21 protein-coding genes are annotated in these 25,306 nt (G+C 45.1%); 19 read left to right on the top strand and 2 right to left on the bottom strand.

The features are described 5' to 3' along the window. The first annotated feature begins 69 nt into the window (after positions 1 to 69). Both ET33_RS32790 and ET33_RS32785 read left to right on the top strand, forming a co-directional pair. Positions 70 to 516, top strand: coding sequence for a MarR family winged helix-turn-helix transcriptional regulator (locus tag ET33_RS32790; RefSeq protein ID WP_036692363.1), 447 nt, complete (start codon positions 70 to 72; stop codon positions 514 to 516). Positions 517 to 613: 97 nt separating this feature from the next. Continuing rightward, entirely contained in the window at positions 614 to 1,840 is a 1,227-nt protein-coding gene (locus ET33_RS32785) for an epoxide hydrolase family protein (protein WP_036692361.1), read from the top strand. 699 nt (positions 1,841 to 2,539) lie between these two features. Here ET33_RS32785 and ET33_RS32780 read toward each other — a convergent pair. Next, the gene (locus ET33_RS32780) at positions 2,540 to 3,100 is read right to left on the bottom strand and encodes a hypothetical protein (RefSeq protein WP_051775952.1); all 561 of its coding nucleotides are present in this window, start codon (positions 3,098 to 3,100) and stop codon (positions 2,540 to 2,542) included. A gap of 233 nt (positions 3,101 to 3,333) precedes the next feature. On the opposite strand from ET33_RS32780, the gene ET33_RS32775 reads away from it, so the two are divergent. From ET33_RS32775 to ET33_RS32740, 8 genes are all read left to right on the top strand, one after another. Further along, positions 3,334 to 4,416 (top strand): peptidylprolyl isomerase, encoded by a 1,083-nt coding sequence (locus tag ET33_RS32775; protein WP_036692358.1) that lies wholly within the window; start codon positions 3,334 to 3,336, stop codon positions 4,414 to 4,416. Positions 4,417 to 4,505: 89 nt separating this feature from the next. Continuing rightward, entirely contained in the window at positions 4,506 to 6,626 is a 2,121-nt protein-coding gene (locus ET33_RS32770; RefSeq protein ID WP_200879267.1) for a right-handed parallel beta-helix repeat-containing protein, read from the top strand. 204 nt (positions 6,627 to 6,830) lie between these two features. After that, positions 6,831 to 8,570 (top strand): histidine kinase, encoded by a 1,740-nt coding sequence (locus ET33_RS32765; protein ID WP_036692356.1) that lies wholly within the window; start codon positions 6,831 to 6,833, stop codon positions 8,568 to 8,570. A 12-nt stretch (positions 8,571 to 8,582) separates the two neighbouring features. Next, positions 8,583 to 9,923 carry a response regulator transcription factor gene (locus ET33_RS32760; protein WP_036692353.1) on the top strand — a complete coding sequence of 447 codons (1,341 nt, stop codon included), beginning with the start codon at positions 8,583 to 8,585 and terminating at the stop codon, positions 9,921 to 9,923. 124 nt (positions 9,924 to 10,047) lie between these two features. Then, entirely contained in the window at positions 10,048 to 11,781 is a 1,734-nt protein-coding gene (locus ET33_RS32755) for an extracellular solute-binding protein (protein ID WP_036692350.1), read from the top strand. 82 nt (positions 11,782 to 11,863) lie between these two features. Further along, a complete protein-coding gene (locus ET33_RS32750; RefSeq protein WP_036692347.1) occupies positions 11,864 to 12,754 on the top strand; it encodes an ABC transporter permease in 891 nt (296 codons plus the stop codon). A gap of 12 nt (positions 12,755 to 12,766) precedes the next feature. After that, positions 12,767 to 13,657: a carbohydrate ABC transporter permease gene (locus tag ET33_RS32745; protein ID WP_036692344.1), complete on the top strand. Its 891-nt coding sequence runs from the start codon at positions 12,767 to 12,769 to the stop codon at positions 13,655 to 13,657. A 31-nt stretch (positions 13,658 to 13,688) separates the two neighbouring features. Further along, the gene (locus ET33_RS32740; protein WP_036692431.1) at positions 13,689 to 14,948 is read left to right on the top strand and encodes a Gfo/Idh/MocA family protein; all 1,260 of its coding nucleotides are present in this window, start codon (positions 13,689 to 13,691) and stop codon (positions 14,946 to 14,948) included. A gap of 199 nt (positions 14,949 to 15,147) precedes the next feature. Here the strand turns inward: ET33_RS32740 and ET33_RS32735 are convergent, their stop codons facing one another. Further along, the gene (locus ET33_RS32735) at positions 15,148 to 15,372 is read right to left on the bottom strand and encodes a transcriptional regulator (protein ID WP_036692341.1); all 225 of its coding nucleotides are present in this window, start codon (positions 15,370 to 15,372) and stop codon (positions 15,148 to 15,150) included. 354 nt (positions 15,373 to 15,726) lie between these two features. Between ET33_RS32735 and ET33_RS32730 the strand changes: the two genes are divergently transcribed. The 9 genes from ET33_RS32730 (at position 15,727) to ET33_RS36845 (ending at position 25,244) form a co-directional block, all read left to right on the top strand. Continuing rightward, positions 15,727 to 16,287 (top strand): GNAT family N-acetyltransferase, encoded by a 561-nt coding sequence (locus tag ET33_RS32730; protein WP_081890610.1) that lies wholly within the window; start codon positions 15,727 to 15,729, stop codon positions 16,285 to 16,287. Between the two features lie 1,577 nt (positions 16,288 to 17,864). Then, on the top strand, positions 17,865 to 18,164 hold the full coding sequence (locus tag ET33_RS38740; protein WP_144028845.1) for a hypothetical protein: 300 nt from the start codon (positions 17,865 to 17,867) through the stop codon (positions 18,162 to 18,164). A 230-nt stretch (positions 18,165 to 18,394) separates the two neighbouring features. Continuing rightward, positions 18,395 to 18,475 carry an undecaprenyl diphosphate synthase family protein gene (locus ET33_RS40745; protein ID WP_374701688.1) on the top strand — a complete coding sequence of 27 codons (81 nt, stop codon included), beginning with the start codon at positions 18,395 to 18,397 and terminating at the stop codon, positions 18,473 to 18,475. A 570-nt stretch (positions 18,476 to 19,045) separates the two neighbouring features. Then, the gene (locus tag ET33_RS32720; RefSeq protein ID WP_036692334.1) at positions 19,046 to 20,125 is read left to right on the top strand and encodes an efflux RND transporter periplasmic adaptor subunit; all 1,080 of its coding nucleotides are present in this window, start codon (positions 19,046 to 19,048) and stop codon (positions 20,123 to 20,125) included. A gap of 2 nt (positions 20,126 to 20,127) precedes the next feature. After that, the gene (locus tag ET33_RS32715; protein ID WP_036692331.1) at positions 20,128 to 20,874 is read left to right on the top strand and encodes an ABC transporter ATP-binding protein; all 747 of its coding nucleotides are present in this window, start codon (positions 20,128 to 20,130) and stop codon (positions 20,872 to 20,874) included. Continuing rightward, the gene (locus tag ET33_RS32710; RefSeq protein WP_051775949.1) at positions 20,825 to 22,018 is read left to right on the top strand and encodes an ABC transporter permease; all 1,194 of its coding nucleotides are present in this window, start codon (positions 20,825 to 20,827) and stop codon (positions 22,016 to 22,018) included. Before ET33_RS32715 ends, ET33_RS32710 begins: the two co-directional genes overlap by 50 nt. Before the next feature lie 196 nt (positions 22,019 to 22,214). After that, on the top strand, positions 22,215 to 22,838 hold the full coding sequence (locus ET33_RS32705; protein WP_036692325.1) for an RNA polymerase sigma factor: 624 nt from the start codon (positions 22,215 to 22,217) through the stop codon (positions 22,836 to 22,838). Positions 22,839 to 22,972: 134 nt separating this feature from the next. Then, on the top strand, positions 22,973 to 23,671 hold the full coding sequence (locus tag ET33_RS32700; protein ID WP_036692321.1) for a response regulator transcription factor: 699 nt from the start codon (positions 22,973 to 22,975) through the stop codon (positions 23,669 to 23,671). Continuing rightward, on the top strand, positions 23,652 to 25,244 hold the full coding sequence (locus ET33_RS36845) for a HAMP domain-containing sensor histidine kinase (RefSeq protein ID WP_051775944.1): 1,593 nt from the start codon (positions 23,652 to 23,654) through the stop codon (positions 25,242 to 25,244). Before ET33_RS32700 ends, ET33_RS36845 begins: the two co-directional genes overlap by 20 nt. The last annotated feature ends 62 nt before the right edge of the window (positions 25,245 to 25,306 follow it).

Raw genomic sequence — 25,306 nt, 5'->3', positions numbered from 1 at the left:
TAAGCTGGTGTGGCTTGGATGACCATTTTATATTAGACATTTATATAAATTTGTAATATAATTTTATCCATGGAACCTAAAAATAACCCTAATGAGTTGAACGTTAGCGACTTTGCTCTGGTATTCGAAGATTTAACGAGGATTTTCATTCGGTTGCCGTCAATTGAAAAACTAAGCTTCACTACACTTTCCGTCCTGCACACATTGTCTCGCAAGAGCCCCATGAGGCTGACTGAGTTGACGGCTAATGAACAAATTACGCAGTCGGCAATCACACAGTTGGTGACCAGACTTGAACGAGACGGACTCGTCGAGCGGCGACCAGATCCGAATGATGGCCGGGTGGTTCAGGTGCATATTACCGCACTGGGCGCAAATGTTATTGATTCACGTCGTTTGGATCGCATGGTGCAGCTCACGAAATTCATTGAAGGACTCACTCTGGAGGAGAAAAGGGCAATTGCATCTGCAATACCCGCATTGAGACGTCTGGTCGAACTAGGAAACAATTCGTAGTCTCAGTCCGGTTGCATTTCCGTTGATCTTTCCTGGGTGACGGAGGAAACAAACAACTACAAGGAAGTGCATTCCATTCGTACAAGGAGGACCACTTATGACCACCTCTCATTTCGTACTTGAACCCAGTCCGATCCACGTATCGGATGAGTTACTTGCTGATCTTCAAAATCGTCTAAAGTCCACTAGATGGCCTCTAGATGCCGGTAATGATGACTGGTTTTACGGCGTTAGTCGGAACTATCTTGAGGGACTCGTCGATTACTGGATTAACGAATTTGACTGGCGCAAATCCGAGAAGGCGATCAACGCCTACGAACACTATAAAGTAGATGTTGACGGAGTTCCTGTGCAATTTATGCGTAAACCTGGCGTGGGGCCCAACCCTGTACCATTGATCCTGTCCCATGGCTGGCCCTGGACGTTCTGGCATTGGTCCAAGGTCATTGATCCACTAGCGGACCCTGGCGCATTCGGGGGCGATCCGGCTGAAGCATTCGACGTAATCGTGCCCTCACTTCCTGGTTTTGGATTCTCGACGCCACTGCCAAACAATCCGGACATGAACTTTTGGAAAATCGCCGATCTCTGGCATACGCTAATGACCGATACTCTCGGCTATGCGAAATACGCGGCAGGGGGGTGCGATGTAGGTGCTCTCGTGACCGGTCAACTGGGGCACAAATATAGTGACGAGCTCTACGCAATACATATCGGGTCTGCGCTAAAACTGAGCTTTTTTAATGGAGATCGCGCTTGGGATTTCTCCCAAGGCCGTCCCATTCCCGACAACATCCCTGAGAAAATCCGATCGCAGATTTTGGAGTTTGATCGCCGTTTCGCATCGCATCTCGCCGTTCACGTTCTTGATCCCAGCACACTCGCCTACGGACTGAGCGACTCGCCAGTTGGAATGCTCGCATGGATCTTGGAACGATGGGTAAGATGGAGCGATAATCACGGTAACATCGAGAATGTTTTCTCGAAGGACGACATCCTTACTCATGCAACGATCTACTGGGTCACGAAATCCATCGAAACCTCCATTCGCGTCTACGCGAACAATAACCGTTATCCATGGACACCCTCTCATAATCGCTGGCCTGTCATTGAGGCGCCAACCGGTATCACTTTTGTAGGTTACGAGAATCCGCCGGGTGTCACGACCGAAAATCGAGTACAGAATTTTCTCGACAGTGATCGCGCACAATGGTACAACCACGTCAATATTACGGCTCATGACCATGGCGGACACTTCATCCCCTGGGAAATTCCGGACAAATGGGTGAAGGACTTGCACCGTACGTTCCGAGGACACCGATAAGAGGTTCAGGATCAAGCCTTCAGGAAAGGATCACGATTCTTTGGTCGTTTAGTATTGAATTAACGGAGTATGATAGCATTCCAATTAAGCTGCGATTGCGAAAACCGGATTCCCTTTCGAGTAAAGGGGCCGGTTTTTTCATGCAATGAATTGCTTGGCGTACGATTATTTCCGTTTCGTGAAGTGATCCCTTATTGGAGAGGAGACGGAAGACGGAACCGTTCAGTTTTACTTTGTGCCAGACGGCTTGCAAGGGGAAATCGAGGCAAACGTGATGACAGAGACAGAGGACCCGCTATTTGTCAGGCCGCGGTTTGCGCCGCTTTTGGCTGGGGGAAAACATGTTCTATTCCCGCTCACTTCGCACGGGTAGATGTTGATAGCATCTCGTTAAGGGAAGATAGAAGAGTGAGGTCGTGCCGGTGTTATACCGCGGCGTCTGGACAGAGGATGTTACACGAAGCAATCTCGCTTTAGCGGGGAGCAGGAAGGGTATGTTGTGGGGTGCACTGCGGCGTTTCCCTATGAAGAGTTCCACCGCAGCGTAGCGAAATTTGTGCGTCAACATCATGTGAAATCTGATGAGCATTGGTTGAATCAACCGATTATGCGGTAACGATTGTTGCAAAGGTAAGTAGAATTAATGATGTAGAAAGGGCGTGTTGACGATGTAATCCAATCCGGTTTTATCGAATCGTGTTAATGTAATCGGGCCATTTGTTGGTACGTTTTATCCGGTGGTTTCTTTGTAAACGGACGAAGCGACTTCGGTTGGTCTCCGAGATGGATCAAATTAATGATGTCAAGGTTGTAGTACCATTCCCCTGTATCATAATCCGTATATCTCCCATTGTAACAAATTCGACCGCACTCACCGGGTTGTAAAATCATCGCCCGCTCGTTGAGCGGAATATTCGTGTTCGTATGCACGTCATATCTCGTTCTTGCCGGATTTGCACCGCGATGCCCATCATAACGATATCTGATTTCGTAATAATCTTCCTCTTGTGTAATGGCTTCTATGGCCCCGACTCGAAGCGGGTTGTACTTCTTCAAGGTTTGGATGTCGTTTCTTCGCTCGCGAAGTCCATCTTGCTGCTGTTCTAAGTATACGAGGTGAATAGGGTAACCTCGCGGGTGTTCGTCAAAAAAGTTAGCGGGCAACGGATAAGCTTGGGGCATCCGCGCTCGGTCGGTTGCATAAGGCGTGCCGCGATGACTTTTATTCCAATAGATTTTAATGTGTTGAATCAGCAGCATGAGCGTTCCTCCTATCCTGCGCGTTGTATGGACTACTTCTAAAGTATACACGCAAAACAGGCGAAGCGATTATCTTTTTGAAATGGAGTGGTGTGAATATGGGGGCTTAAGGAATCGCAAAAGTAAAAAAATTAGAAGTCAGTGTAAAGGAATCGAAATTGTTAAGTGCACAGGATCAGCTTACAATTTGTATTAAAGGGATGAAAGCGTTTTAACGAGGAGGCCGGGTCTTGATGTTCAAAGAACGCATTTTGCATTCGAATCATAGACGAATCCTTATCATTTTTAGTTTGTTGACCGTCATGGTAACAGCGGCGTTTTCGGGCGGAGCTTGGTGGAAAGGGAACGAGGAGGATGTGATCGCTACGGTCAATGGCAGTCCGATTCACGTGGAAGAATTCCAACGAGCGATTCGTTTGAACAAATCGGCGATCATGAACTATTTTCGCGATCAGCATCATGCGGATCAGTCCGAGACGTTCTGGACAACTTCATTCGATGGCGAGATTCCTATTGAGATGCTGAAGAAGAAGGCATTGGATGATTGTGTGCGTTTGAAGGCTCGACTGCTGCAGGCAAAGGATCTAGGGATCCTGCAAGACATTAGTTACCCGGGGTTTCTCCGGCAATTGCAGCAAGAGAATCACCGAAGAGCGCAAGCGATCAAGAACCGTCAGGTCGTATACGGACCTGAACGATATGACGAGGATACGTATCTGGAGTATCTGCTGACGAATTCAACCCTTGCTGTGAAGCAGCACTTGCAGCAAAATGCTTTGAAGCAGGGCGAGTCATCGCTGAGATTGTTCTATGAAGAGCATAAAGATCAGCGATACAGGACGCGGGGCTATGTCACGGTGCAACGAATTTCAAGCACGATCCTGGACTCTAATCATCAAATCGATCCCGCACTCGAACAGAAAGTAAAAAGGCTATTTGAAGAGGCGCATGCCAGGCTGTTATCTGGTGCGTCATTTGAAGACGTTGCCGCAGCCTATGCTGCGCCAGGTACGGAACTGGAATTGACCATTGATCTGGGCGACGAACGACGGAATGCCAGAAGCCCGGTAGCCCAGGCTGCAGCCAAGCTCTCTGTTCAAGAGATGAGTCAGATTATTGAAGATAACGGCAGTCTCCATCTCTTAAAATGCATCGAGAGGGTAGAACCTGACTCAGCTTATCTGGCCTATGAGCAGGTGAAGGATCAAGTGCTTCAGGATTATGTCAACGGTGAATACGAGACAAGGATTCGTGAGATGACAGCCTCAGCGCAAGTTGTGAGGCACGACAAGCTATATCAGTCCTTTCAAATGTAATTTTGAAGCGCTTCAATTTGTTGTAATCGCTTTAATGGCTTGCTGTTGAGGCGTTGCATACATAATGAAAGGCGAAGGGATGATCATTTATGTACAGAAGAACTGTACAACGCGCCATTTGTTTGGCGATTGCGGCCGCTATGCTTCTCAGTCTGGCAATAACCGTTCCTCGGGACGCTAAGGCTGCGGGGGGAGCAACCTATTACGTGGATAACGTAAATGGGAATGACGCTTCGAATGGAACAAGCGCCGGGACAGCTTGGAAGACATTAACGAAAGTGAACGCGAAGACGTTTGCCCCGGGTGACAAGATTTTATTCAAGGCAGGAGGAGCTTGGCAAGGACAATTATGGCCAAAAGGTTCGGGGGTGAACGGGAGTCCCATTGTTATCGACCAATACGGGACGGGGAATAAACCGCTCATTGCGGGAGTTACGAGCGAGCTGCAGACGGTCTTTTTGAAAAATCAGGAGTACTGGGAAATCAACAACTTGGAGGTTACTAATCCTTCTACACTGCCTTTCTCCAGGGACTGGAAAGGGGCCCGGGGTGAGCGGCGTGGCGTCTATATTTTGAATGAAGAGAGCGGCATCTTAAATCATATTTACATTAAAAATTTGAATATTCATGATGTTGATGGGGTGTATACGACCCGGGCCGGCGGGATCATTTTCGATTCTGTGGGCTCCTATGTGCCAAGTGCGTTTAATGATGTACTGATCGATGGCAATACATTAACGGATGTGGATGCGTATGGGATTTATATCGGTTCGAACTGTACGATTCGGTATGGCATGGGCGATCTTTGGGAGTGGGTTCCTAAGCCTTACGGGTCTTGGACGCCAACGACGAATTTGAAAATCTCGAATAATACGATTGTTCGGCCTGCGACGGGCGGGATTGCATGGAATGTGACGGATGGCGCGATTGTCGAGCGAAATACGGTTCAAGAAGCCACGTTCTTGGCAACAAATGCTTCGATCTGGTGGGCCTATGCGGATAATAACGTGGTTCAATACAATGAATCTTTTGGAAGCCACAACGGGGAAATGGATGGCGAGGGGTTTGATGTGGATGCGGGCAACATAGGCTCCTTGGTTCAGTATAATTACAGTCATGACAATGCAGGCGGCTTTATGTTATTCGTCAATGATACGTATTATACGACGAATACGATCGTTCGCTACAATATCAGTCAGAACGACAAGAATCACTTGTTCCGGTACAGCGGTTCAATTGATACGGTCTATAATTATAACAACACGGTGTACGTCGGAGCGGCATCGGGTAATCCCGTGATGAGCGATTATTTCACGAAATCTTCAGGCGCACCGAAAAATATTAAGAATTACAACAACGTCTACTATAGCGTGGGAGACCGGGGATGGAATCTGACTGGGCAAACTTTTGACTCGAATGCGTATTACGGCGGCAAAACGTTAGTGAACTCGGATGCGCATCGCGTAACTGCGGAACCGAAATTCATGAATCCGGGCAGTGGCGGCGTCGGTATGAATACGTTGGACGGCTACAAACTCCAGCCCAACTCACCGCTTATTGGGGCAGGCGTTCCTCTGGCGGACAACGGCGGAAGGGACTATTTCGGTAATGCCTTATATAACGGAGACCCGGATATCGGCGCCTACGAGTATCAAGGTGCGGTACCGCCGGCTACGGGCAAAACGCCAATTGTATTCACACCCGCGCCCATTACCCCAATGCCGGAACAACCGAAGCCGGCACCGGGAAATTTGGCGCCGCTTGCAACTGCGAGTGCATCCATCGCCACGTTGTCCACCAGCTCGATTAAAAGCCTGACGGATAGCTCCTATGACAAAGCTTGGTCGAGTGTGGATAAAGGCGTGACCTTCCCGAATTATATTACGCTTGATTTTGGTTCCAGATCGGTAACAGCGAACAAGCTGAAAGTGGTAACCAGGTTTGGAACGGGGCAAGGCGTTACGAAGCTCGATCTTGAAGCTTATAACGGGACGGCTTGGGTGCCGGTGAAGACAGGTATTCAATGGACATGGGCGTATAGCGATACGACGAATGAGACACAGACCCTTAATTTTGACTCTACAACGGCGAAGCAGTTCCGTTTGAAGATTAATGGGGCAAATTTGAAATGGGGCAATTTCGCGATTAACGAGTTGGAACTGTACAATAATGCGGCTCCTAATCTGGCTGTAGCGAAATCTGTAGAATAGAGATGCAGAGCCAGGTATCGTCAAAGGAATGGTAAAGAAAAAAGCCGATCATCCTGTGGATGGCCGGCTTTTTCAACCTCTTCCTATTTCTTCCATGAACCGCTTCGCAGTGCGGATAAGACCAATTGAACAAAAGATTCGGGGATGATAAATTGTTGTAAACGATGAATGCTATTATGGATAAGAAAGCGGGCCGAAACCATCATGAAACTTCAGGCAACAGGAACGAAGGGTTGGTTTGTACATCAGAAGGTTGTCGTTGTCTTCATTGCATTCATGATTCCACTCGTTGCGATGAACATTTGGGTGAATTACAAAGAGATGTCCTTCACGAAGAAGACGATCACGGATTCGGCTGTAGCCGGAGCTTCTTTTTATGCCAATCAGCTCGATAAGGAATTATATTTTATTCGGAGCCAGCAACTGCAATTTGTCAATGATAAGGATCTTCAGAAGCTTAGCTTTCAAGGGAGCACACTCGATGAGTATGCCTTGTTTGAATTAATTAATCAAACGAAAGACCGGTTGTCCGCGATTCAATACTCGAGTGAACTCATCGTCGATGCCGGCGTTTATGTCAAAGAAATTGGCAAGACCATCTCAAGTATAGGCGGTATCTCGGACACACCGAATTATGAATCAGAATTCATTGTCCACTTAGCCGGGCTGACGCCGAAACCGTCTTTCTATCAAAAAGATGGCCGACTCTTCTTTATTGAGAGCGAGAATAACTCGGGGATCATCTCTTATATCGAGATTTCTACGTCTCGCTTGCGAGAGGCCCTTCGCCAGATTACCACGCTCTATCAAGAATCGGAAGTATTTCTGGGGAGCAAAACACTCGGCCATGTATTATCGACGGCGAAGGATCAGAACGTCATCATTCCCTTGCTTGCACAACTAGAGGAAGGAAATAAGGGGAATGCAAATCCTTCCAGGGTTATCGATATCGCTGGAGCAAGTTATTTTGTAATGACGTGTCCAGTCGGTTCTTTGAATCTGTCGCTGGTCATGTATGTGGATCATAACGAAATTACGCGCCCGCTTAGGCAGTACAGCTTTTGGTTCTACGCATTATTCGTGATTGCAATCGTGGTGCTGCTGCTCTATTCTTACTCGCTTAATATTATGATCCACAGACCTTTGTCCAAGCTCACCAAGGCGTTCCAGATGATGGAGACCGATAATCTGAATCTCGTCATCGAGTCGAAGACGAGGGATGAGTTTCATTATTTATTTCACAGCTTTAATCGCATGGCGTTCCGTTTGAAGCGTTCGATTGAGGAGAATTATGAGCACAAGATTGCGATTCAGCAATCGGAATTGAAACAACTGCAATCGCAGATCAATCCTCATTTTCTATATAACAGCTTTTTTAACATTTATATGATGTGCAAGGTGGGAGATTCAGACGGAGCTGCGGAGCTATCGCAAAAGCTTGGCAGTTATTATCAATATATAACGAGGAATGGGTCCGACGAGGTGCCCTTGTACAAAGAGTATCAGCATGCCTTGGATTATTGTGAAATTCAGTGCATCCGCTTCTCGAATCGAATTCGATACGAACATGAGGAGATACCGGATTATGCGAAGACGGTTACGGTGCCGCGATTGATCATACAGCCGATTGTTGAAAATGTTTTCGAACATGCCTTCGAAGACGGCATGATGAACGGCATTCTGTCTATGACGGCCGATTATCAGGAAGGGGTCGTACGGATTAAGGTCGAAGATAACGGCCGCCTCCTGACAGACGAGACGCTGCAAAGTTTGCAAGAGCAGTTGCGTGATGAATCTGGACAACAAGAGAAGACGGGGCTCATGAATGTGAATAATCGATTGCAGTTGAAGTATGGGGCAGGCAGCGGGCTTTTCGTCTCTCGCAGCCAACATGGTGGATTGCGTGCCGAACTGATGATCCGAACCCAAAATGAACGAAAGTGAGGGCCTGTTGCCATGTATCGAAGATTGTTAATTGTAGATGACGAGCCGGTGATCGCGAACGGACTGGTTCAGCTTTTACAGGACCGCCAAGAATTTGAATTGGATATCTGCAAGGCGTATTCTGCGGATGAGGCGCTCGAGATTGCGCAGCGAACGAAGTTGGATATTCTCGTGAGCGATATTCGGATGCCGAAGAAGAATGGATTGCAGTTAGTCGATGAGATCGCCTATTACTGGCCTTCGTGCCGGATGATTTTCTTAACCGGATATAGTGAGTTTAACTACGTGTATGAAGCCATTCGCAAGAATGTCGATAGTTATATCTTGAAGAGCGAAGGGGTCGAACCGATCTTCGAAGCGGTAAGAGGGGCCATTGTCAAACTGGAGGAAGAGCACCGGAATCGGCTTCAACAGGAAAAGGCGCAATTGCACCTGCGGATCGTTGAATCCTTGTTGAAGAAAGAACTGCTGGAATCGGTGCTGCGAGGTGAAGAATTACCTGCTTTACTGAGAGAAGAGCGCTATGCGGATTTGGATTTCGCCATTGCTTTGGACCGTCCCTCCTTTATTCTCATTGGACATGCCGATCAGCAGGAAGGGATCACGATGAAGCTGCTGGAGGCGGCAGGCTCGATATTTGGCAAGCTGCTGCCCCCTTCGATCGGATGCGAATACACCTTATATGACGGACACCTTATCGTATGGTTCCTGCAACCGAATGCCGAATTAGTAGACCGGCTAAGGGATGAAGCGGATGCTGCAGAGAACGGGCACCGTGTTGTAGCCTATTTGCGAGGGGTGCTGGAACGGGTTCAGAATGAGTGCGAAGAGATACTGGACGTATCAATGTCATTTGGCATTTCGGGGAATATGATGAACCGCTGGGACCAGACCCGCGAGCAAGTAGAAATGATCCGCTCTCTGATCCGTCGAAGAGTTCAGCTTGGTCAGAGAATGGTCATTGTTGATTACGAGCGTACAACGGATAAATCGAGTATACAGATTAAGCTGGCAGGGATTCAGCAGGATGCTTTCAAAAAGGGACTCCTGGATCAGATTCATCGTTATATTGAAGAGCATCTCGCGGGAGACTTGTCGCTGACGGCGATCGCAGAGGAAGTGCATCTTAACCCTTCCTACTTGTCTCGTTACTATAAGCAAATTTCAGGGCATAACCTGATTGAATATATAAAATCCTTTAAGCTCGAATCCGCGATTGCGATGATGTCAGATCCCCACTTGAAGCTAAATGAAATTGCGCTTCGCGTAGGGTTCGACTCTCCGTCTTACTTCGCTACCTTCTTTAAAAAGATGACCGGAAAATCTCCGCAGGAATACCGTAACCTGCAATAGGTCAATAAAGTGAAGGCAATGTAAAGGATTCGAAATTGTAAACGGTTTCTGACCGGGCTTACAATATAAATAGGCAAAGCGACCTGCATGGCCAGCACTTTTTACTAGGGGGAAAGTTTCCAATATGAAGCATTATCAATTTAGAAAAACGAGAATGATTTTGCTGCTTGCTGCTAGCGTATCGATGGTGTCGGCGTGCTCTAGCCAAGGGGGAGACAAGTCAGTGAGTTCTGCGACTCCTGTGGCATCCGGAGGTTCCGCCGGTACTGCGGCGCCAGAACCGCTAGGCAAGTATGCGGAGCCTGTCGTTGTTACGGAAGTGCTTGGATTCAGCACGCCCGAAGACCCTAGAACCACGAAGGGGATTACGCCTGATCAGAACACTTATCTCAAAGAGCTCAAGGATATGTTGAATATCGATGTGAAATATAAATGGACGGTGCCGAAAGATCAATATGAGCAAAAGTTCTCGCTTGCGTTGGCCTCGGGAGATTTGCCGGACATTATGGAGCTTAGTCCGAAGGATTATGAGAAGCTTCGGAAGCAAGATATGCTGGCGGATTTAACCGCAGCCTATGATAAATACGCCTCGCCGGATTTGAAGAAATATATGGAGTCCGATGGCGGGTTTGCGATGAAAACGGTAACCAGAGACGGCAAGCTGATGGCCATTCCAGATTTTACGGATCCGGCGCTTGGCACACAGTTGCTGTGGATTCGGAAAGATTGGCTCGATAACTTGAACCTTCAAGTGCCGAAGACGATCGATGAACTGGAAAAGGTTGCGACCGCTTTTGTGAATGACGATCCGGATCGGAACGGGAAGAAGGATACCTACGGCATCGCGCTGGAGAAGAAGCCTTTCTTCTGGGGATTTGATTTGCGCGGGTTCTTCAATGCCTATGGCGCTTATCCTTCGGTAGGAGACAATATTAACGCATGGATTAAAGACAGCAGCGGCAAGCTTGTTCCCGGGTTGATTCAGCCTGAGATGAAGCCTGCGCTGGCGAAGCTCCAATCCTGGTATAAGAACGGTATTCTGGACAAAGAGTTTGCGCTCAAAGACGAGAATAAAGTGGTAGAGGACATCACGGCCGGTAAAGTAGGGATCTCCTATGGGGAATGGTGGTATCCAAACTGGCCGCTCAATCTCAGTGTGGATAAAGACCCGAAAGCGAATTGGATCGCCGTTCAAATTCCTACGCTGGATGGACAGCCAGGGAAATCCATTGTTCCAAAACTGCGCAGCGAGAGAGTCTACGCCGTCAATAAAAAATTGAAGAACCCCGAAGCGATCGTGAAAATGTTGAATTTCTATTTGGAAATGGGCAAGCCTCAATATATGGATAAGAATAAACCGGAGAATGGGTACGTCTACAATTGGTTCATGCCAAGAATATCAAATCCGGCTCAAATTGAAACCATTTACTCGGAAGTAAACAAAGCGCTGGCGGCCAAACAAACAAAAATTACGGTGAATAGTCCGGATTATAAAACGATACAGGATGTACTGAAAGCAACATTGGATTTGCAGGCGAATGATACCCAAACGGCGTCGCGGGGCGTGAACTGGGGACTGTACTTTAGTCGTGCGGCGGAAGATGGCGGCTGGGGCCTGACGCGCAAGATTCGTGAGAAGGGCCAGTTTGTGGTGAATGAATTCTACGGAACACCGACCCCTACCATGGTTGAGAAAGGCGGTCAGCTTGATAAGCTGATGCTGGAGTCTTTTAACAAAATCATTCTTGGCGCACCTGTTGACGATTTCGATAAATTCGTAGCGAGCTGGAAAACGCTTGGCGGCGATAAAATGACTGAAGAAGTGAATGCATGGTACAACGAGCAAGCTGTGAAATAAATGAACGTATAGTGACGAGGGGAGCGGGAGCCAGCGGCTCCTCTCGTTTTGTCTACTAATGTGTAAGGAGGTTCGTCCCACCATGAGAACTTTTCGCAAGGAGTATCCGCTGCATATCATGCTGATTCCAGGAGTGATTCTGACACTTATTTATTCGTATGGTCCAATGGCCGGACTCGTCATGGCTTTTCAAAATTTTGAGCCGCTGTCAGGCTTTTTTAAATCGGAGTGGGTGGGTTGGGACAATTTTACGTATGTGTTTCATTTGCCGGATTTCAAACAAGTCTTCTGGAACACGATCCTGATCTCTATCTTCAAAATCGCGCTGTTCCTGCTTGTTCCGCTTATTCTCGCTTTATTGCTCAATGAGGTGACGAAGCGATGGTTCTCGCGGCTTGTGCAATCGACCATTTTCCTGCCATTCTTCTTGTCGTGGACGGTTCTTGGAGGGATTGTGATTGAAATCTTCTCATTGAATGGACCGGTAAATAGCTTATTATCCTTTTTGGGACTTAAGGAAATCATGTTTATGCTGGATAACGGCTGGTTCCGTGGCATCATCATCGGTTCGGATGTCTGGAAAAGCATGGGCTACAATATGATCGTTATGTTGGCCGCAATCACGGGAATTAACGGCACTTTGTATGAAGCTGCGGAAGTGGACGGCGCGGGCCGATGGAAGCAGATGCTGCATATCACTTTGCCCGGTATGCTGCCGATGCTGATTTTGCTGGGCGTTCTGAGTCTGGGGAATATTCTCAACGCAGGCTTTGAGCAAATCCTGATCATGTACAATCCGACGGTGTATGAAGGCGCGGACATTATCGACACGTTCGTCTACCGGCTCGGCTTGTTCAGTCAGCAATTCGGCCCCGCTGCGGCAGTCGGTCTATTTAAGTCCGTCATTTCCCTGGGTCTGGTCTCTATCGCCTACTATGCTGCGTACAAATATAACAATTATCGAATCTTCTAAGGAGGGAGTGACGTGATCCATAAATCATCGGCAAGCAGACAGATGTTTGTGTTGTTTAACACGATCTTTTTGACCTTAATTACAGTACTGGCCATTATTCCATTTGTTCATTTGCTCGCCATCTCGCTTAGCTCCAATACAGCCGCAATGGCCGGCGAAGTGAAGCTGTGGCCTGTTGGCTTCTCCCTGGATGCTTATATTTATCTGGGGGAAAAGGTAGAGTTCCTGCGCTCCTTGCGGGTTTCCCTGGAGCGGGTCGTTCTCGGCACGGCCGTCAATATGTTTCTTGTCTTTATTACAGCATTCCCTTTAGCCAAGTCTAATGACAAGTTCAAGTACAGAACGGTCTATGTTTGGTTTTTTGCGGTTACCATGTTCTTCAGCGGCGGCTTGATTCCAACCTACATGATTGTGAAAAATACCGGATTAATCGATACGATCTGGGCGTTGATCTTGCCTGGCGCATTGAATGTGTGGAACATGGTGCTCATGCTCAACTTTTTCCGGGCCATCCCCAAAGAGTTGGACGAAGCGGCCACCATCGATGGGGCGGGTCATTGGCGGGTCCTTTGGCAAGTCTATTTACCCGTATCGCTTCCGTCGATCGCGACAATCGGTTTGTTCACGATCATCGGTCACTGGAATGTCTGGTTCGACGGCATCTTGTATATGAATTCACCCGAACATTATCCGCTGCAGACGTACTTGTCTACGCTCATAACGGCTATCAACTCACAGATGAGTTCAATGTCGCTTGACCAGTTGAAGGCTTTGGAGAATTTAAGCGAGAAAACGCTTCGGACCGCGCAGATATTCATGGGGGCGCTGCCGATTATGCTCGTCTATCCGTTCCTGCAGAAATATTTCGTCAAAGGGATGACCGTAGGCAGCGTGAAGGAATGAACGATCAGCATACAGGGAGATGGAAATCATGATGAAGCAAGTAACTGTGGCCTTGGTTGGGGCGGGACTTCGGGGCGTGAATTATTTGGAATATGCGAAGCAGTATCCGGATGAGATGCAAATCGTTGCCGTAGCAGAGCCGAACAGGGAGCGGAGAGAGCATTGCCAAGCGAGACATGGGCTTCCTGACGACAAGTGCTTTACCCATTGGGATGAACTCTTTGCACAGCCGAAGATGGCGGATGCGGTCTTCATCTGCACCCAGGATCAGCAGCATTTTGAACCGACGATGAAAGCGCTGGATGCGGGGTATCATGTGCTGCTGGAGAAGCCGATGTCCCCCGATGCGAAGGAATGCGTGGCGATGGGAGCGCGAGCTGCGCAGCTTGACCGTGTGTTCTCGATATGCCATGTTCTGAGGTTTACGAATTTCTTCGCTACGATCAAGGAATTGCTGGAAGGAGGGGCCATTGGCCAATTGATGTCGATCACGCACAATGAGAACGTCGGATACTGGCATCAAGCCCACAGCTTCGTTCGGGGCAACTGGCGCAGGAAGGACGAATCGAGCCCGATGATCTTGGCGAAGTCCTGCCATGACCTTGATATCCTGCTCTGGCTGGCCGGATCGGATTGCGTAAGCATTTCGTCATTCGGCTCCTTGTCCCACTTTACTTCTGCACAAGCGCCGAAGGGAGCGCCCCTTCGCTGCCTGGACGGCTGCCCCGTCGCAGAAGAATGCCTTTACTACGCGCCGAAACAGTATTTGACCGAAAATACGGACTGGCCAACTTCGGCGATCAGCGATGATTGGAGCTATGAAGGTCGAATCAAGGCGCTGCAGGAAGGACCGTATGGCCGATGCGTCTACCATTGCGACAACGATGTCGTCGACCATCAAGTGGTGAATATGGCATTCGCGAACGGCGTTATTGGAGCTTTCCATATGAGTGCCTTTACGAAGGAAATTAGCCGGACGATCAAGCTGATGGGAACGACGGGCGAGATTCGCGGCGCGATGGAGAAGAACGAGATCGAAATTCTCCGTTTCGGCAGCGACAAGGCGGAGCGAATCGATTTGGCCGATGCGGGCGGACATATCGGACACGGCGGCGGAGATTATGGCTTGGTCCGGGATTTCCTCCGGCTCTTGCGCGAAGGCGACGGCCGCAAAGGGCTGACATCAGCGCATCGCTCCGTGCAAAGCCATATGATGGCGTTCGCGGCGGAACAAGCCCGAGTGGAACAGAGTGTGGTTCGTATGCAGGATTTTGTTGAGCGCTTGTTATAATCGATTTCTATTTGAACGGGAACCACCCTGCGAAGGTAGGGTGGTTTTCTTTTTTTCTGCCGCTGTTTTTATTATCCTTGATTGTTGGTTATTGGCCAAAAGAAAAACCGCCAATAATTAGGCGGTGATGCATTACTTATAGTCACTACCTTCAGGCCTTATTTTGTGGAAAGTTCACTTTCTGTTACCCATCCGCTGACTAACGGTGTTCATCGGAAGGCGTTAATTCGTACAGGCTGCGCACCTCGCACTGAAGCATATCGGCGATCGAAATCGCGATCTTAAGAGACATCACTCTTTTATTGTCGATAAAGTCATCCAGCCGCTCCCGTCTCACCCGCAGTTCAAGCGCCAGCCGTTCCAGCGGTATTCCTGCTTCCTGAAGCCTTTCTTCTAGCAGGCAACGGCCAAGTTCGTACTTCAATATGCATATGCCCCTCTCAGAAAAAATCGCCCAACGAATCTTATGATTTCCTTTCTGCTTTAGCTTCATCCCCGGCTTGGATCTCGGGAATCGTGAGCGTAAACAGCGTGCCCGCCCCAGGCACTCTTGATGGATACCTCTCCGTCCAGTGCCCGGATCACCTCGTAGGAAAGGCCCATCCGAGCCTAGTGCGTTCGTTTTCGAACGAAATAAATTCTTGTTAAAATTAAAAATATTTGAAATAATTGTTATTAAGTTAAAGGAGAGCGATTGCAGAAAAAGGTGATACGACTTTCCCTTACTTAAGAATTGTGGAATAGTTAAAAAATCCGATTAATTATATTCCGAAAGGGTGTGTGTAATATATTATCAACTAATGTTTTTACTTATAAATCTAAGGATGGAAAAACAGTAACAATTAGAGAAGCTATAGAACAGGATGCAGAAAGAATGCTAAATTCTGCTTCAAAAGCTTTAATAAACGCTCCATACATGCTAAGTACGGTTGAGGATGTAAAAAAGATGAGTGTTGATGCTATTCAAAAAACGTTAAAAGCTTATCATGAAAATCCAAATTATGTACAGCTTATTGCTGAAGTTGATGGTAAGTTAGTCGGTGCAATAGATTTTAAGAACGGAAACAAAGAAAAAATTAGTCATCAAGGGGCTTTTGCGATGACCATACTACCTGAATATCGAAATTATGGTATTGGAAGAGCTCTTCTAGAAACGTTAATCAATTGGGCTAAAAATAACAGTAAGATTGAAAAAGTTTGTCTTGAGGTAATGGAAGATAATTTAGGTGCAATCCAGTTATATAAGAATCTAGGCTTTTTTGAAGAGGGTAGAAAAGTAAAGGGTGTAAAATTGGATGACGGCTATCAAGATTTAATATTAATGGCTTTATTCGTTTGAAATTGAACATTATTCAACAATAGGGCGCTTATAAGTAGTATGATTTTTGACCGTATTCATCGTAAATAACGAAACAAAAACAGCCTATTTTCTAACTTTGTTTACTTATTATATTGAGTAAGTAATTATAGTTTTCAACGTAAACAACGATAGGACTTTACTTGGAGGGGGGGAGGTATGATAGGCTTGCATGCCAGATGAAACAACGGCTTCAGCCTTTCAAGACCAATCATGCCCACAGAGGCTCCAAGTCAAGTCCTTAAACGCTTTTCTATGGTTACATGTAAACAATGATAAAAGGTGCACCATATCAATGATTTGAAACGGATACTATATAATGGCCCGATTGTTGAATAAAACTTTATTTTACCCCCATCCAAACAGGACGGGGGTATGCGTTTTGGAAGTATTTAACTTTTAACAACTTATTATAACCTTGACATTTCCTTATTGCAGGTGGTGTCAGCTTCGCTGGTACTCCGGGAACGATAGCTCGAGGAAGACAAGAAGGCAGCCGGCAGATACTGAACTGCGCCTCCAATTGTTAGATGGTGTCTAACAATTGGGGTGCAGTTCATAAATAATCGGCTGCCTTCATTCAACAAACGAAAGTTATTAACTGTTAGAGGACACATCTTGTAACAACACACACGGCTCTAGCGGCCTCACAAGCAGGTGCACACACGCTATCCAAAAAGCAGTCCGAATTACATTTTCGCGCAATTCTATTGCATTCCTCTAGACATGCAGGGTCAGAGTTTCCGATCTTTTTGATTGCTGCAGCAATTTCTAAATTAAACTTCGCAAAAAGCCGTTTTAAAGCGCACTCTAGCTTCTTATTTATCGTGAAATTGAGTTTCGTACCATTTTGTAACTGTATGGATTCTGAACCGCAGCTGCATCGTTTACATTTACATCCTGGAGTAAAAGCCTTGATCCGCTCTCCATTTATGAGTCCTCTAATAACCGTTTTTTTATTTCTTCTGGTTTGTTTTAGCATTAGATTCCTAATACCCGGCAACAATCCCTTGCCAAAAGATGCCTTTTGTCTAACGACATTCCCGTTGATTAGTTTTGTCCTTATCGTTGCTAGGTTTTTATTACCCATCCTCAGACTTGTAAAAGCCTCGCTCTCATTCCCCGCAAGCTTTGAAACAAGAACGACACTTAAATGGAGTGTTCCGAAATTCTTACTCAGAATACTAGTGTTCCCAAAGAATGTGGTGATACCTTTTATTGTTTTAATGAAAGTGGCTATTGTACTACCTCCTTTTAGCATATACTTTCATTTGTACTGTATGAACTTGAAGGGGGCAGGGTTTGGGCATATGCATGCCATCCGAGCACAAATGTTAACTTGATGCTAGACCAGTAATAAATAAAGGCATATGTCTCACAATGGAGTGATCATTTGAGTAGCGCGAAAGACAAGGGCGGAAAGGGCAGAGGAACGGATAAGTAGGGTTGGGCGGAGCAGTGACTGCAGCTCAAAAACCAATGACAAGAACATATATCGGTTGTTCCACTAACGGGCAGAAGAACTCAATAATCCATTACTTAAAGAGAACGTTAGGAGCTTGAATAAGTATTATTCAATAAAGGAAATAAACGGTATAGTCGTCGTAGGTGGTGTTGAGATTTACATTTATTTTTACACATTCACAAGGACGGTGGTTTTCCTGCTAAATACAGTCAGATTAACTGATGTACAATACGATTATATTGATGGAGTTCCTTTATTGTTGGATATCGTAAGACCTGATCCGATACCTCAAAATCCAATGCCTGTAATTATATTCATTCATGGTGGTGGCTGGAGGTCAGGTGATAAAGCTGGAGTTGGCGGGGCGGACGGCAGCTGCTCTTTGTTTTACTAAGCTGATGGGCAAGAGAATGCAATGAACCGGACAACGGTTCGGTGGTTAACCTTCAGAAGTAGATTATCACAGAGCGAACGAGTATGGAAATATAATGGAGGTTAATAAAATGAAGTGGTTTGGTTTAAATCGAACTAAAACTGATCTCAAACGAAATATTGATTGGAAAAATCACAGAGGTCTGCCGGCCACTATGCTGGAATGCAAACGATGCGTCAAACTATAAGCATGTGTCACAAATCCTGCTGATTCGAACAAGTGGTGAGAAACGGTTGAGCAATTTTTTACTTTGGCAGTCGGGCGTCCAATGACACAAAAGTACCTACATTAACTTTTCAAAAAAGCTTGAGAAATCAGGCTTTTTATTTTTTATGTAGGAACACTTGTGTCATTAAAAAATGCACAAATCCACCTACATTGTCGTAGAAGGACACAAATTAACCAACATTGCAGTTAATTTACATCATTGACCATTTAAAGTCATGTTATAGAACCAGTTGATACGACAACGATAATAGCCTCCCTCCGCTCCTGAAAAACAAGTCAAACGGGTCGCCCTTTTTTTATGAGCTAGGTATAAACGCAACATAAGCGGTTCGAATCGGACCGTTTATGTTGCAATATGGGAAGAAGAAATCTAGGATTATTTCAACCTTAACCGAACTGTTTCATGGTGATGATTTTAAACTTACGTAAATCTTCGAGTGTGACATCGGGTGTAAAAGATGATGCTTGCACAAGAACGATATTCGCTCTAATACCTGAAGCCATTATTCAGAGATTTACTACCTTACGAAATCTTAAGGTTACACGAAGAGAAAGTTAAGAGCACTCCTATACAATTGAGCAAACTAATCAAATATGGAGGATTAACAAGCTCAATGAAGACACCTAAAACAAAGAAGAAAAAATGGATTTTCCTATCAATAAGCAGTGTAGTAGTCGCAGGCACCATAGGCATTTTTTATATATTGTCAACAAGTAAGCAAACGATGCCCAGTATGCCAAATACTGTTCAAGCTAAGCAGGGTAACATTCGAGTCACTGCATCAGGCTCTGGAGCTACTGCGCCTACCGAACGAGAAACTATCAAGCCTAGAGACAATTCCCCCAATTACAAGCTACTTGTAAAGAAGGGTGACCTGGTTAAGAAAGGACAGGAAATAATCACATATGAGGGAAAGGACAACACGGACCTCATTTATCAAGAGAAGCTAGCTATTGAAAAGAAGGAATTGGATCTAAATGAAGCTATGAACAAGTTTAAGAAAAATTTTCAGGATGAGTCTATGATTGTTGAACTCAAAAATAATATACGGAAGCTACAGATTGATATCGAATTATCAAATAGAAAAATTAAAACCTATAAAGAAGAGCAGCTTCCGCCACCCCCTCTTCTTGCAACGATAGATGGCGAAATCATTGAGCTTAATCATACTGTCGGGGACCAAGTTAATAGTAATGCCATGATCACTGAAATAGTAAATTACAATAATCTCAAGTTGAATATTCAAGTAGATGAAATGGATGTGTTGAAAATAAAAGCTGGGCAGCCCGCAGTTATCACAGTAGATGCCTTGCCTAATACGAAATTTAATGGAACCGTCTCTGAAGTTGCAAGAGAAGGGAAGTCCAAAAATGGTATATCCTTCTATAATGTCGCCGTTCAATTTATCAATCCTGGTCAGATTAAAGCAGGAATGTCGGCACGAGCTGAGATCTTTATTGAAGGCAAAGACAATATAATGGTTGTGCCAATCGAAGCTGTTCAACAAAGACAAGGTAAGAGCTTTGTACTTGTTCAAGATACGGTTCAGAATAACCCCGTAAATGACAAACCGTCTCCAGCTATAATACGTGAAGTCACTGTTGGCATTCAGAATGAAAGCTACATCGAAATCATTAGTGGCTTGAATGTCGGCGAGAATATTGTAATCGGTACTAGCGGAGAAGGGAGGTAGTGATGATCTTAAACAAACCACTTATTGAAATAAACAATTTAACCAAGTCGTACATAATGGCTGAGGAATCGGTTCCTATACTAAAAGGTATCTCGTTTACAATCTATCATGGTGAATTTGTTGCTATTATTGGTCCTTCCGGGTCTGGTAAGTCTACTTTAATGAATATACTTGGATGCTTAGACACACCAACCGGGGGGAACTATTTACTTGATGGGCAAGAGGTAAGCCGAATGTCCGATGATCAGCAGGCTTATATTCGCAATCAGAAGATTGGATTTATATTTCAAAATTTTAATCTATTGACGAAACTGTCTGCCCTTGAAAACGTGGAGCTCCCTCTCATTTATCGGAATATGTCGATGAGGAACAGGCGCATGCAAGCAACAGAAGCTCTCCATAATGTTGGATTAGGCGGACGGTTGCATCATAAACCGAATCAACTGTCTGGAGGGCAACAACAGCGTGTTGCCATCGCGAGGGCATTAGCTGGAAACCCTCCAATCTTGTTTGCTGATGAACCGACTGGAGCACTGGATACACAGACAGGCAAAGAAATTCTTCAAATGCTCCATAAGCTCAGTGACAAAGGGCATACGATTATTATGATTACACACGATTTGGAAATTGCCAATCAAGCGAAACGATATATTCGAATCCAGGATGGTCTAGTCACGGAAGACAAGGAGGTGCAACCTCGTGATTCTAACCCAATCTGTCAAAATGGCATGGAAGAGCATAGTCAGTAATAAATTACGATCATTTTTAACCATGCTAGGTATCATCATTGGTGTTTTTTCTGTTACAACACTCATTTCATTAGGACAAGGACTACAGAATAATATTACCGATGAAATCAACAAGCTTGGAACGAATTCTTTAATCTTTTCGATTACAGGAGGAAGAGGCGACAAAACCTCTCTAACGCTCGATCAAATCACAGCCTATCAAACAAGTATTCCTCATATTACAACGATATCACCTGTCATTAGTGGAGCAGTCAAGGTGAAGAACGGTACAAAGATTCAAGATGTCCCTTTGGAAGGCATTGTGCCTGATTATGAATTCGTTCAGAATTCTCATGTTCGAGATGGGAGATTTATCGTTCAGGCTGATTTGGAGCGCAAGCAGAAGATTGCCGTACTAGGTACTCATACTGCCAAAGAGCTTTTCGGCTTATTAAATCCTGTTGGAGAGAATGTTATTATAAATGGCGTGCAATATAAGGTGGTTGGTCTTCTGGAATCAAAAAACAAAGGCGGCTTAATGGGGACAGATAAAGACGCTGATAAAAAAATACTGATTCCAATTACAACGGCAGAGAGATTATTAATGGAATCAGGCATAAAAACCTTCAATGTGCAGGTAGATAACAATGAGAATGTACCGATGGTCAGTGCCAGGCTCTCTGAGGATTTAAAGAAGCGATTCGCTTCAGATAAAAATAACGGTTTTACGGTTTTAAATCAGCAGGATATGCTTGAATCCAGTGGTACGATCATGACGATGCTTTCAGCAGGGTTAGGAGGCATCGCAGGCATTTCACTGCTCGTTGGGGGAATCGGTATTATGAACATCATGATTGTATCTGTGACTGAAAGAACTAGAGAAATTGGAATTCGTAAAGCTGTTGGTGCTCGCAAGCGTAACATTCTGATGCAGTTCTTAGTTGAATCGGTTTTACTAAGTGCCTCTGGAGGCATCATTGGAGTTTTAGTTGGAATAGGCGCCTCCTTCTTGTTATCAAGTCTTATTGGATTTAGTGCCTCGGTATCATGGAGTGTCATTGTGATCTCGTTCTCCTTTTCCTTATTTGTAGGGGTTTTCTTTGGCTTGCTCCCAGCGAATAAAGCAGCAAAGCTTAAGCCTATAGATGCACTTCGTGTCAATTAAGAATAGGGAACTCGAGCCCTAATTCCAAGAAATGATTTGAGTGAAGCAGTAAAACCATATCCAAAAAATCTCGCTGGCGTTCTTAAACCGACGAGATTTTTTTATAAAGTTTTTGCAAGTATAAGGAGCCATTCCTGTAATGAGAATGAGTGAGAAAACAGGAGGAAATATTACTTTATAGCGGGAGGTACTGAATATGTCAGAACTAGCGGCGAAGGTTATCACTTATTCCGAGAATGATATAAATGAGGCTTTTTTGGAGGAGATTAGTCCTCATCTCGAGAAATTGCGGACGTATTGTAAGTATTTGTCTACTTGGGATGGTGAGGATTTATATCAAGAAACATTATTAAAAGCGTTCATTTATCGTATGAAATTTCATCACGGCTCCTCTCCATTTACGAAGGCCTTATTATTTCGTATAGCGAAAAACATGTGGATAGATATGTATCGAAAGCACCGAGGGCGTGTGGTTCTATGTGAAGAAGTGGAGCAGAGGGGGACGGATTCGATTCGTTATGATGAAGTACGCGAACTTATTGAACATGTCGCAGATCATCTTTCTGAGCGTCATGTAAATATGTTGCTCATGTTTCATGCTTTCCACTATTCCATAAAGGAAATCGCATTAATTAGCAACACGTCAGTACCGTCTGTGAAAACGGCCTTGCATCGAACCCGCACAAAGTTGAGGAAGGCGAGACAAGGTAGAAGACTGCAATTCATAATGGTGTCTAATCATTTACAAGTAGAGCGATGGGTTTATGCCGTAATGAGTGGAGATCCAAGTGATATACTAGCGGATGTATCACAGAATTGAAATCATTCTTTGGTTGAATAAACAATGAATGAAATTGTGGGATTGGTGGGGTTGGCAATATTCTTTTACCATTGTACTATTTTATATGTATTAGCCAATTCCTTCGCAAAAAATTTTAGAATAGGATGATGACAATGACTGCGAATATAATGGTCGCGGAAGACGACTACGATATTTCCGACTTGCTGAAGATGTATTTGGAGTGTGAGGGCTATACGGTCTTTTGCGCAGAAAATGGTCTGAAAGCGCTGGAAATCGCAGATCAGAACGACCTGCAGCTTGCCCTATTAGATATTATGATGCCGGAAATGGATGGTCTAGCACTAACGCAAAAAATCCGAAGTAAAAGCAATATACCAATCATTATTTTGTCTGCCAGAAATATGCTTAATGATAAAATACTCGGCTTGAATCTGGGCGCAGATGATTATTTGACAAAGCCCTTTAACCCTCTGGAAGTTGTAGCCAAGGTTAAAGCGATACTGCGGCGTACCTATCAGTTATCACATGTATCCGAAGATAGCAGCTTACTTGTTGTGGGAGAACTTATATTAGACCTGAATTCATTCATTTTAAAAAAAGATGGTATGGAAATCACGCTGACACCTACGGAATTTAAAATTCTATCCCTAATCATGCGCTCACCAGGCAGAGTTTTTACTAAAGAGCAGATCTACGAAGCGGTCAGCGGTGAGTTTTTCGAGAACGATGCTAACACACTGATGGTTCACATCTCCAAGCTACGCAGCAAGATTGAGGACAACCCGCAAAGTCCGGCCTACATCAAAACAATCAGGGGGCTTGGATATAAAATTGAAAAACAAAAAAAGTAATGGTAGCTTCTCTACGCTGCTTATCAAAAACTACATTATATTTACGGTGGTACTTGTCCTGTTAGTCATTATCATTCTATTCGCCGGTCAGCTCACCATGATTTTTCAATTAAAGAACTCTATGTTAGACAAGGAAAGTTTGAACAAATTATTGGCTCGTAGCGACTATATTGCCGTTGATCATATATTCTCTTGGCTAGATTGTAATATTATCGTTTTGGATGAAAGTGTGGAAACCATATTCGTAAGTGATAACATCGCTGAGCTGAAGTTATCATCATCGGATTTACGCTTCATCCCTGCTTACGACCAGTCAACGTCCATAATGACAAGAACGGCATATGTGGATGAAAACGGTGAATATCGTATCTTTCTATCAGGAAATCAAGGGGAGGGCGATATTTCCTCGCCATTGTACCGACTATTGGACCAAGAATATCGGCTACTTTCATGGCGAGGCGGTATCAAGGAAGCCGATCAATATACCGTAAAGCAAATCGATCTGCTCACCGGCACCTATCCCGATGACGCAACCGTGTATAAACACCCCTTTACTGACCTGCAAGGTCATTCAAATACCTTGATTATCCTAGTGCCCAAGGATGGTACCATGTTACAGAAACAGCAGCAGCGGTATTATATTGTGATGGTAATAGTCTTTATTATCGCCTGCGTTGTGATGATCTGGTTATTTTCTCTGTTCCTGAACCGCAAGGTGAAACGTCCTCTTTCCACGCTAAATAAGGGTCTGCTGGCGGTTGCAGCACGTGATTCCGTTGAGCCGATCACTTTCGAGGGAAGCAGGGAGTTTGTGCAGATATGTGACAGCTTCAATATCATGAACGAAAAATTAAGGCAAAGTAACGAGAAAAACCGGAAGCTCACCGAGGATAAGCAAAAGATGCTGGCTGATATATCACATGACCTGAAGACACCGATAACTACGATACAGGGTTACGCAAGAGCCTTGAGCGATAATATGGTGCCGGAACAGGAACGAGCGCGTTATCTGCAGCTTATCTATCAAAAATCGCAAAATCTCGGTGAGCTGATTAACTTTTTCCATGAGTACAGTCTGTTAGAGCGAAGCGACTTTTCCCTGAATGCAGTTCCAATCAACGTCAGTGAGTATGTGCGCTCCTATCTGGCTGAGAAATATGAGCATATAGATGAGTCAGGCTTTGCCCTTCAAGCAGAGATTCCCGAAGGTGAAGCCCTCTGTAACATTGACAGATTTCATATGAATCGAGCTTTGGATAATATCGTTGGGAACTGTATGAAGTACAATAAAGTAAGAACGACCGTTTACGTGCAGGTAATAGAAAAGCAATCGGTCTGCTCGATTCAGATCGCAGATGATGGTACTGGTATACCTGAGGAGATAAGAGAGAATATATTTGAAGTATTTACAACGGGAGACACCTCCCGAGGTGGAAAGCATGGGTCCGGCTTGGGTCTCGCCATTTCTCGAAGCATTGTTGAAAAGCATGGTGGCTCCATTTTATTGATTCCTTCTAGTGAAACAGAATATGCCACGGAGTTTGAGATAATCTTGCCTATCTACCATAACTGAACTACCATAACTGAATAAAGACCAGGCTGCTGTGGGCGAATGAACTGCACCCCGTCAAGTAG

Origin of the sequence: Paenibacillus tyrphae (assembly GCF_000722545.1) — a bacterium.
Lineage (GTDB): Bacteria > Bacillota > Bacilli > Paenibacillales > NBRC-103111 > Paenibacillus_G > Paenibacillus_G tyrfis.
This window is presented reverse-complemented; position numbering and strand designations above follow the sequence as displayed.